The sequence below is a fragment of the Ralstonia sp. TCR112 genome (assembly GCF_007997035.1).
GTDB classification, from domain to species: Bacteria; Pseudomonadota; Gammaproteobacteria; order Burkholderiales; family Burkholderiaceae; genus Ralstonia; species Ralstonia edaphi.
The window spans coordinates 29,905-39,780 of record NZ_VOSS01000126.1 but is presented as its reverse complement, the minus strand read 5'-3'; the positions used below and the strand labels follow the sequence as shown (position 1 = coordinate 39,780).

Annotated in this window: 9 protein-coding genes and 2 pseudogenes; 4 read left to right on the top strand and 7 right to left on the bottom strand. The window is 65.0% G+C overall.

Features of this window, described 5'->3' with window-relative positions:
- Nucleotides 1–133 precede the first annotated feature (133 nt).
- The 3 genes from FUT88_RS23690 to FUT88_RS23680 form a co-directional block, all read right to left on the bottom strand.
- Entirely contained in the window at nucleotides 134–826 is a 693-nt protein-coding gene (locus FUT88_RS23690) for a glutathione binding-like protein (RefSeq protein ID WP_147218871.1), read from the bottom strand.
- A gap of 137 nt (nucleotides 827–963) precedes the next feature.
- Complete coding sequence (locus FUT88_RS23685; RefSeq protein ID WP_147218869.1) at nucleotides 964–2,226, bottom strand: acyl-CoA dehydrogenase family protein; 1,263 nt, start codon at nucleotides 2,224–2,226, stop codon at nucleotides 964–966.
- Between the two features lie 80 nt (nucleotides 2,227–2,306).
- Nucleotides 2,307–2,744 (bottom strand): PaaI family thioesterase, encoded by a 438-nt coding sequence (locus tag FUT88_RS23680; RefSeq protein WP_147218867.1) that lies wholly within the window; start codon nucleotides 2,742–2,744, stop codon nucleotides 2,307–2,309.
- Nucleotides 2,745–2,837: 93 nt separating this feature from the next.
- Between FUT88_RS23680 and FUT88_RS23675 the strand changes: the two genes are divergently transcribed.
- Together FUT88_RS23675 and FUT88_RS23670 are read left to right on the top strand one after the other, a co-directional pair.
- Complete coding sequence (locus FUT88_RS23675) at nucleotides 2,838–3,782, top strand: LysR family transcriptional regulator (protein ID WP_147218865.1); 945 nt, start codon at nucleotides 2,838–2,840, stop codon at nucleotides 3,780–3,782.
- Between the two features lie 139 nt (nucleotides 3,783–3,921).
- Nucleotides 3,922–4,950 carry a transporter gene (locus FUT88_RS23670; RefSeq protein ID WP_147218863.1) on the top strand — a complete coding sequence of 343 codons (1,029 nt, stop codon included), beginning with the start codon at nucleotides 3,922–3,924 and terminating at the stop codon, nucleotides 4,948–4,950.
- 6 nt (nucleotides 4,951–4,956) lie between these two features.
- Here FUT88_RS23670 and FUT88_RS23665 read toward each other — a convergent pair whose 3' ends face one another.
- A complete protein-coding gene (locus FUT88_RS23665) occupies nucleotides 4,957–5,943 on the bottom strand; it encodes a LysR family transcriptional regulator (protein WP_147218861.1) in 987 nt (328 codons plus the stop codon).
- A 119-nt stretch (nucleotides 5,944–6,062) separates the two neighbouring features.
- Here FUT88_RS23665 and FUT88_RS23660 point away from each other — a divergent pair, with 119 nt between their 5' ends.
- Complete coding sequence (locus tag FUT88_RS23660; RefSeq protein WP_147218859.1) at nucleotides 6,063–6,776, top strand: SDR family oxidoreductase; 714 nt, start codon at nucleotides 6,063–6,065, stop codon at nucleotides 6,774–6,776.
- Nucleotides 6,773–7,159, top strand: a pseudogene (locus FUT88_RS23655) (glyoxalase); the annotation flags it as partial. The gene FUT88_RS23660 and the pseudogene FUT88_RS23655, both read left to right, overlap by 4 nt.
- A gap of 41 nt (nucleotides 7,160–7,200) precedes the next feature.
- On the opposite strand, the pseudogene FUT88_RS23650 reads toward FUT88_RS23655, so the two are convergent.
- The 3 genes and pseudogenes from FUT88_RS23650 to FUT88_RS23640 form a co-directional block, all read right to left on the bottom strand.
- A pseudogene (locus FUT88_RS23650) lies at nucleotides 7,201–8,288 on the bottom strand (phosphotransferase).
- A 38-nt stretch (nucleotides 8,289–8,326) separates the two neighbouring features.
- Entirely contained in the window at nucleotides 8,327–9,061 is a 735-nt protein-coding gene (locus FUT88_RS23645; RefSeq protein ID WP_147218857.1) for a histidine phosphatase family protein, read from the bottom strand.
- A 12-nt stretch (nucleotides 9,062–9,073) separates the two neighbouring features.
- Nucleotides 9,074–9,853 (bottom strand): oxepin-CoA hydrolase, alternative type, encoded by a 780-nt coding sequence (locus FUT88_RS23640; RefSeq protein WP_004636494.1) that lies wholly within the window; start codon nucleotides 9,851–9,853, stop codon nucleotides 9,074–9,076.
- Between the last annotated feature and the right edge of the window lie 23 nt (nucleotides 9,854–9,876).

The window sequence follows — 9,876 nt, the reverse complement described above, 5'->3', positions numbered from 1 at the left end:
GCCCCCGGCAGGGGGTGAAATAGAGATGCACCACAAGAGCCAGCCCCCGCAGGGGAACAAAACAAAACCCCAACCACAAAAACAAAAAAGGCCGCCAAACAAGGCAGCCCCTCCAGCAAAGGAAAACGCCGAATCAACGCCGCTGATACTGCGTAGCCCCAAACAAAATCTCCTTCGCCTTGTCGTCCTGCACCGCAGGCCGTTCCTGGGCCAGCACCTTCACCGCGCGCTGCACGGCCGGGCGTTCTTCAATGGCCTCAAACCAGCGCTGCAGCTTCGGGTAATCCGACAGCTCGATCCCCTGGTTCTTCCAGCTCCGCAGCCACGGCCACGTCGCAATATCGGCGATGGAATACTCCGGCCCGCCCAAGTATTTGGATTCCGACAAGCGCTTGTCGATCACGCCATACAGACGCTTCGCTTCGTTCGTATACCGATTGACCGCGTACTCGATCTTCTCAGGCGCGTAGATGCGGAAGTGGTGTGCCTGGCCGAGCATCGGGCCGACGCCCCCCATCTGGAACATCACCCACTGCAGCACTTCGTATTTGCCGCGCACGTCCTCGGGCAGGAACTTGCCCGTCTTGCCGGCGAGGTACAGCAGGATCGCGCCCGATTCGAACAGCGAAATCGGTTTGCCGTCCGGGCCATCCTGATCGACGATGGCCGGGATCTTGTTGTTGGGGCTGATCTTGAGGAAGTCGGGTTTGAACTGGTCGCCGGCACCGATGTTGACGCCGTGAACGCGGTACGGCAGCCCGCATTCTTCCAGCATGATGTGCACCTTATGCCCGTTGGGCGTGGCCCAGCTATAGACGTCGATCATGACTTGCGTGCTCCTGAGCAGGTAAGAAGGGAGAGCCGGTCATTCAAGCACAGAACGTCGAAACGCGCTGACGGCTTGCGCGGGCAAAAAAAAACCCCGCTTGACGCGGGGGCAAGGAGTGATCCGTGGTGCCGGCCTTACGCGCCGCGCGTGACTGGCATGTCTGCCACATCGGCAAGCCTGTGCAGATGCTTGGCCAGTTCCAGCTTGGCGATGGCCGCGCGGTGCACTTCGTCCGGGCCGTCGGCCAGGCGCAGCGTGCGCTGGTGCGCGTAGGCCGAGGCCAGCGGGAAGTCGCCCGACACGCCGCCGCCGCCGTGTGCCTGGATCGCCCAGTCGACGATCTGGCACGCGATGTTCGGGGCCACGACCTTGATCATCGCGATCTCGGCCTTGGCGACCTTGTTGCCGACGGTGTCCATCATGTACGCGGCCTTGAGCGTCAGCAGGCGGGCCTGTTCGATCATGCAGCGGGCTTCGGCAATGCGCTCGTGCCAGACGCTGTGCTGCGCGATGGCCTTGCCGAACGCGATGCGCGACGACAGGCGCTTGCACATCAGCTCCAGCGCACGCTCGGCCACGCCGATGCTGCGCATGCAGTGGTGGATGCGGCCCGGGCCGAGGCGGCCCTGCGCGATCTCGAAGCCGCGGCCTTCACCGAGCAGGATGTTGCCCACCGGCACGCGCACGTTTTTGAGGTCGACTTCCATGTGGCCGTGCGGCGCATCGTCGTAACCGAACACGCTCAGCGGGCGCATGACGGTGATGCCCGGCGCGTTGGCCGGCACCACGATCATCGATTGCTGCTCGTGGCGGCCGGCGTCGGGGTTGGTCTTGCCCATGACGATGTAGACGGCGCAGCGCGGGTCGCCAGCGCCCGACGACCACCACTTGCGGCCGTTGATGACGTACTCGTCGCCTTGGCGCTCGATGCGGCATTCGATGTTGGTGGCGTCCGACGAGGCCACGGCCGGCTCGGTCATCAGGAAGGCGGAGCGGATCTCGCCGCGCAGCAGCGGCTCCAGCCAGCGGTCTTTCAGTTCTTCGGACGCGTAGCGCTCCAGCGTTTCCATGTTGCCGGTGTCGGGCGCGGAGCAGTTGAACACTTCCGGCGCCCAGGGCACGCGGCCCATGATTTCGCACAGCGGTGCGTATTCGAGGTTCGACAGCCCTTCGGGCGCGCGCGGCGAACGCGGCAGGAACAGGTTCCACAGCCCGGCCTTGCGCGCCAGCGGCTTCAGCTCTTCGATGACCTTGGTGGGAATCCACGCGTTGCCGGCACGGCGGTTGGCTTCGACTTCTTCGTGGAAGCGGTGCTCGTTCGGGTAGATGTGCTGGTCAAAGAATTCAAGCAGGCGTGCCTGCATTTCCTTGACCTTGGGCGTGTAATCGAAATTCATGGTGTCTCCTCAGTACATCGAACAAGCGCCTCGAACGGGCAACCATCAACTCAGTTCAGACAGACGGGCTCGGCCATGCGTCAAACACGTCCGCCGAGCACGGCAAATACGGCACTCGCGCGCGCAATCAACCGGTCGCCGCGATGGAAGAGGGCCTGCGCAAAGGCCAGCTTGCTGCCCGTGCGCAATCCCTCCGGGGTGATCTCGATCCAGTCGCCTTCTCCGGCAGAGGCGATGAAATCCACCGTCAGGCTGGCGGTCGACATGGCCAGCGCGCCGCCGGTGCCTTCGCCGGGTTCGGCCAGGCAGTAACCGAGCGCCGCATCGGCCAGCGATGCCACCACGCCGCCATGCAGGATGCCGCGCCGATTCAGGTGGTGATGCTGTACGTGGAAACCCATCACCATCGACGCGCCCATCCCCTTGGCATACACCGGCCCCAGCATCGTCAGGAAGGGGCTCGGCTTGTTCAGCAGTTCAAAGCCCGTCGGTACGGCGAGATGAGGGGTTGTGGTCATGGCGCGCGGCGCAACTCACAAGTGGTGTCCGCAGAATAAGCCTTCGCCTACAATAAGAGAAATGAATTTCGTAGATTGCGGTCCATCAATGTCATGCATATATCGCGCGTCGATTTGAACCTGTTTGTCGTTTTCGACGCCATCTATACGGAAGGCGGGATTACGGCGGCCGCCCGCACGCTCAACCTGACGCAGCCGGCGGTGAGCCACGCCCTGGGGCGGCTGCGCGAGTTGTTTGACGACCCGCTGTTCGAACGGCGCGGGCAGGGCATGGTGCCGACGCCGCTGGCGCGCACGCTGATCGCCGAAGTCCGCACAGCGCTGCAGGGCTTTGAGCGCACCCTGCGTGAGGGCACGCGCTTCGACCCCGCCACGAGTGAGCGCCGCTTCACGCTGTCGATGCGCGATGCGCTGGAAGCGACGTTGCTGCCGCCGCTCATGGCCGCCATCGCCAAGGAGGCGCCGCGCATCGACGTGACCACCGTGCGCGGAGACCGCCGCCAGCTCGAAACCGAACTGCTGGCCGGCACCATCGACGCGGCGGCGGACATCCTGGTGCCGGCATCTCCGGCCATCCGCCATGCGCCGCTATTGACCGACCCGATGGTGGTGCTGGCGCGCCCCGGCCACCCCATCGCCAACGAACCGCTGACGCTGGAGCGCTACCTCGCGTGCGAGCACGTGCATGTGTCGTCGCGGCGCCGTGGGGCCGGGCTGGAAGACGTGGAGTTGCGCCGCCTGGGGCACGAGCGGCGCGTGCGGCTGCGTTGCCAGCATTACCCCGCCGCCTGCCGCGTGGTGAGCTGCACGGATCTGCTCGCCACGTTGCCGATCCGCTACGCGCGCATCGCCAACGAGCCGTATGGCAACGTGATGCTGCCGCTGCCGTTCAACGTACAGCCGCTGGAGCTGTATCTGTACTGGCACACCAACAGCGACCAGGATGCCGCCAGCCGCTGGCTGCGGGACCACGTATTCGCCGCGATGGCGGAGGTGGCCCTGGACGACGCCGTAGCGGCATTCGCAGACGGGCGTTGACGAACGCAAGGGCGGACGCACTCATCGGGGCTGCGGCGCACAAATGGCGTAACCACGCCGGTTTATGACAGATTGATGGCATTCGGCGTGCCACTGTCCAGCGCCTGCGCCTCCTGGCAACCGTCTTCTCTTCCGATGTATGACTGCGACTGCGTCCGCGATCAGTTTCCAATCCGACAACACCGGTTTCATCTGCGGTTTTCGCTTCGAACCGGGCAAGCCCGGCGTGGCGCTGGATTCGTCCGAGATTGCGGATGCGCTCCAGCGTGCAGAGAACGAGGATGCCGACGACGCGTTCATCTGGCTGCATTTCAACCTGTCGCGCGCTGGCTGCATGCGGTGGCTGCAGGGCCATCTTGATCTGCCCGAATCGTTTCTCGAGTTGCTGGGCGAGGAGGCGCACTCCACGCGCATCGAGCAGCAGGACGGTGCGCTCGTCGCTGTCTTCAATGATGTGATCTTCGATTTCGAGCGCACGCCCACGCAGGTGGCGACGCAGTGGGTATACGCACACCGGCGCCTGCTGGTGACGTTGCGCCGCAAGCCATTGCATTCGGTCGACCGCTTGCGCGAGTGCGTGCGCAGCGGCGAGACGTTTCGCTCGCCAGCGGACCTGCTGGGGCATTTGATGTGCGATCAGGCCGACCTGATGACGCAGATCGTCCGCACCACCGGCATCGACATCGACCGCATCGAAGACCGTTTCCTTGCGTCAAAGATCACCTCCGGGCGGCAGGAGCTTGCGGGCACCCGTCGCGTGCTGGTGCGTCTGCAGCGCATGCTGGCACCGGAGCCCGGTTCGGTCTTTCGCCTGCTGGCCCGGCCGCCGGCGTGGCTGCATCCGGAAGATGTGCAGCAATTACGCGAATCGACCGAGGAGTTCTCCGTCGTCTTGCGCGACATGAGCGGATTGATCGAGCGCATCAAGCTGCTGCAGGAAGAGGTGATTGCGCGCCTGGACGAGCAGAACAACAGGACGCTGTTCACGCTGACGCTGGTGACCGTGCTGGCCCTGCCGATCAACATCGTCGCAGGGCTTTTCGGCATGAATGTGGGTGGCGTGCCGCTGGCCGACAACCATCACGGCTTCTGGCTGATGGTGGGGCTGGTGGCGGCGTTTACGTGCATCGTGGCCTGGTGGGTGGTCCGCCGCCGCAACAACCAATAAGAACGTCTACGTATTCGCGGTGACGGCCGACTTGGCTTTGGCGGGTTTGGGCGATGCCGTTGCCGCCTTTGCCGTCTTTGCAGCCGGGAACGGGTAACGCGCGCTGAACTCCGCAAAGCGGGCGGCGAGGAAGTCTGCACATGCCGTCAGCCGCGCGGGCCGATGGCGGCGCGCCAGGGCCACGAGCTGTAGCGGCGTGGGGGCATGGCTCCATGCCGGCAAGGCCACCTCCAGCCGGCCCGCGCTGACGTCTTGCGCGACATCCAGCCACGACTTGAAGGCCAGGCCGCGGCCGGCGATCGCCCAGTCGCGCACCACGGCGCCGTCGTCGCATTGGAAATCGCCGCGCACGTCGATCGGGGCGGGGCCGCTGGCGTGCGTGAGTTGCCAGCGGGTGACGGGCTCGCCGTTGCGCAGGAGGATGAGGCAGCGGTGGTCGGCGAGGTCGCTCGGGTGGGCAGGCCGGCCGTGCTGCTTGAAATACGACGGCGCGCCCACGATCACACGCGGATGCGACGCAAGCGGCCGCCGCACCAGCGCCGAATCCTGCAGATGCCCATAGCGCAGCGCGAAGTCGAGGTCTTCTCGCATCAGGTCGGCCAGCCGGTCGCCGAGCACCAGCGTGATCCGCACGCCGGGATGCTCGTCGCAGAAGGCATCGAGCCACGGGCGCAGGATGTGCCGCCCCAGGTCGGATGTGGCCGCAATGCGGATGGGGCCGGACAGCTCGGTGCGATCCTGCCCCAGGCTTTCGGCGCCTTCGTCCAGCGCTTCCAGCGCCTGTCTTGCATACCCCAGATAACGCTGGCCGGCTTCGGTCGGACGCATGCTGCGCGTGGTGCGCTCGAACAGGCGGGCGCCGAGTTCGGTTTCCACGCGCTTGAGTGCGGCGCTGGCGGTGGCGGGCAGCCAGCCGAGCTGACGCGCGGCGGCGGAAAGGTTGCCGGCGTCGGCAATGCGCACCAGCAGGCGGAGGTCGTCGAGGGCGATCATTGTCAAAGCAGATTTGGAGAATCATCAAAGCATAGCCAGATTATCTTGCTTTTGTTTGATGAAAGAATGGCCCCAGTCGATTGACGGTTTTTTCTTTTTCTTCTCAAAGGAGCATTGGCATGACTTCGAAGACCTTGCAGGACCAGTCCGTGGTGGTGTTGGGCGGTACGGCCGGTATTGGCCAGGCGGTGGCACGCGCGGCGGCAGCCGAGGGCGCGCGCGTGACGGTGCTGGGGCGCTCGGCCAAAGCGACGGACGGCACGCACGGCATTGCCGTCGACGCGAACGATACGGCGTCGCTGGGCAGCGCGTTGGCGCAGGCAGCCGAGTTGTCGCCCAGCGGCAAGATCGATCACCTTGTCATCACCATCGGCTCGCGCACGAGCCCGCCGCCGTTTGCTTCGTTGCAGCGTGCCGATCTTGAGCAGGCCTTCGGCACCAAGTTGTTTGCGGCACTGATGGCGGTGCAAGCTGCGTTGCCGTATCTGACAGAACGCGCATCGATTACGCTCACCTCGGGCCTGCTCTCGCGCAAGGCGACGGCAACCGGGCTGCTGCGTGGCTCGATCAATGCTGCAGTGGAAGCCGCCGCCAAGAACCTGGCGAAGGAACTCGCACCGCGCCGCGTCAACGTGATCAGCCCCGGCGTGGTGGATACGGAAGTGTGGGGCGCGCCGGCCGATCGGCAGGCCATGCTCGCGCGCATCGGCAGTGGCTTGCCGGTCGGCCGTGTCGGCACGCCGGAAGACCTCGCGCAAGGCTATCTGCTGGCCATGACAAACGGCTTCATGACCGGCGCCATCATCGACATTGAAGGAGGCGGTTTGCTATGACGACTGACAGCGATTGGACCTTCGACCACGTGAACTTTCACGTGGCAGGAGAGGCACCCATCCTGAAATTCTTCGCTGATGTGCTGGGCTGGAAACCGGGGCCGCGCCCGGTGTTTCCGTTTCCCGGCACATGGCTGTACCAGAACGACGATGCGCTGGTCCATCTCGTGACGCAGGAAGGTGATACGCCGGAGTTGGTGTTTTCGCATATCGCGTTCCGCACCGGGAAGGATGCCGCCGATGTGCTGGCCGCCGTGCGTCAGAGCGGCGTGCCGCACCAGGTCAGAAAACACCCCGCGCGGCCTGCCGCACAGATCTTCGTGCAGTTGCCGGGCGGGGTGGTGCTGGAGCTGGAGGCGCCGCTGTCCGGTCCGCTGGAAGCGCGCGCGAGTACGAGAAGCCTGCTACGAAGTGAGGCGCAACATCATGCGCCGGCCTGCTGGGCGTACTTCCAGCCCAGTTCGGCCATCGGGCGGGCGCGCTTGCCCGCTTCCATCGCCTGCGCCGACGACGCCGTGCCATCCACCACGCGCTTCATGATCCCCTGCAGGATGCCGGCAATGCGGAACATGTTGTAGGCGAGGTAGAAGTTCCAGTCGCCCGTGATGCGGCGGCCGGTGCGTTCTTCGTATTGGCGGATGTACTCGGCTTCTGTGGGGATGCCCAACGCGGCGAAGTCCAGGCCGGCGACGCCGCGGAACTGGCCTGGCTCGATGTGCCAGCTCATGCAGTGGTAGCTGAAATCGGCGAGCGGATGGCCGAGCGTCGACAGCTCCCAATCGAGGATGGCCAGCACGCGCGGCTCGGTCGGATGGAAGATGAGGTTGTCGAGCCGGTAGTCGCCGTGAACGATGCTGGTGATTTCCTCGGCTTCCTGCGGCACGTGCTTGGGCAGCCATTCGATCAGGTTGTCCATGGCCGGAATCGACTCGGTTTCCGACAGCTTGTACTGCTTGCTCCAGCGCTCGATCTGACGCGCGAAATAGTTGCCGGGTTTGCCGTAATCGGTCAGGCCGATGGCGGCGTAGTCCACCGTGTGCAACGCAGAGATGACGCGGTTCATCTCGTCATAGATTGCGGTGCGCTCGGCGGGCGCCATGCCGGGCAGGGCTTGATCCCACAGCACGCGGCCCTGCACGAACTCCATGATGTAGAAGGCGCGGCCGATCACGGCTTCGTCTTCGCACAGCGCATACATCTTCGCGACGGCACGTCGGTCTTGGCGAGAGCATCCATCACGCGATATTCGCGTTCGATCGCGTGCGCGGACGGCAGCAGCTTCGCCTTCGGCCCGGGCTTGGCGCGCATCACGTACGTGCGCGACGGCGTGATCAGCTTGAACGTCGGGTTCGACTGGCCGCCCTTGAACTGTTCAACCGTGAGCGGGCCGGCAAAGCCTTCAACCTGCTCGCGCATCCACGCTTCCAGCGCGCCGATGTCGAACTTCTGCTGATCTGCTACCGGGCGCGTGCCCTCAAAGGCCGAGAAATCCTGCTGGTCCGTTTGTGCCATGGGTGTGTCTCCGAATCTTGTTGTGTATCGAGGAAAGTTCAGGTCGGTTGACGATGGCGAAGGTACTGCTGCAGCAGTACTTCCATCGTCGTCAGGCGCGAGCCGACATGCGCGGGCGAGGGCGCCGAAAAATTGCTCATGCGCAGCACCCAGTCGGTCGGGGCCTCGCCAACATCGAGCACGTTGATGCAGCCGGCGGTCTGCGCGAGGCTGCCGAAGAACACGCGCTCGCCGCCGGTGATGGCATGCGAGAGGATCGCGCGGTTGGTGCCGCCATGCAGCACGAGCAGCACGGTGTCCCAGTCCGTTTGCGCGCGCAGCCGGGCGATGGCCGGAATCACGCGGTCAAGAAATTCGCCGATGCTTTCTCCGTTGAGGAAGCGCCGGTCTTCGGACACCGTGCCTTCAAACGCGCCGATGAAGGCTTGCGCGAGTTCGTGCTCGGGAATTTCCGCCAGCTTGCCGCCGCGGATTTCCTGCAGCTCGGGCCAGTGCTCAAGCGCGATGCCGCGTTCCTGCATCGCCGGCATCTCGGCCAGCACGCGCTGCGCGGTTTCTACCGTGCGCGGCAGGCCGCTGACGATGACGCGGTCGAAGATGATGTTCTCGGCCGCGAAGACCTTGCCGGCGGCGGTGGTCTGGCTGCGGCCGAGTTCGTTGAGCGGCACGGCTTCGGGCGACGGAACGGGCCGGCCGGTTTCGTCGAAGTACGTCACCGCGCCATGACGCATCAGGTAGACGCGGCGGCGATTGGGTGTCGGGAAGGGAACCATGCGAGCCGGAAACTAGCGGTATTGGGGTTTGCGCTTTTGCAGGAAGGCGGAGATGCCTTCGTTGCCGTCGGCGTGGTGCAGCGCTTCGACAAAGCTGTGCTGCTCGGCCTTGAGGTGATCGTGCAGCGAGGCGTCTTCGGCGTGCGCGATCAGGCCCTTGATGCGGCCCACCGCGTGCGGCGATTGCGCAGCGAGTTTTTCCGCCAGTGCCAACGCCTGGTCCAGCGCCTCGCCGGGTTTGACCACCTCATTGATGAGGCCGAAGTGCGCGAGCCGCTCCGCGCTGACAGGCTTGCCGAGCATGATGATTTCGCTCGCCAGCGGGCGCGGCAGGAAGCGCGCGATGTGCCACGAGCCACCGCCGTCCGGCGTCAGCGCGACGTTCACATACGCCATCACGAACTTCGCGTCCGATGCGGCAATCGCAAAGTCGCACGCCAGCACCAGCGAGAAACCTGCGCCGGCCGCTGGGCCTTCCACCGCAGCAATCACGGGCTTGGGGAACGTGCGGATCGTCTCGATCCAGTGGTTGAGCGCGTCGATGCCGTCTTCCTGCACGCTCCTGGGTTTGCTTCGGTTTTCCAGCAGGCGGTTCAGATTGCCGCCCGCACAGAAGGCATTGCCGTCGCCCGTGAAGATGATGGCGCGAATTTCGTTGTCGTTGGCGGCGCGGTCCAGCGCTTCCATCGACGCGGTGTACATCACCGGGTCCAGCGCGTTGCGGGCGTCAGGGTTGGACAGCGTCAGCACCAGCGTCGAGCCGATGCGTTTGGAGAGCAATTGCGCGGTCATGGCGGCCTCGTCAGGGTAAGCGG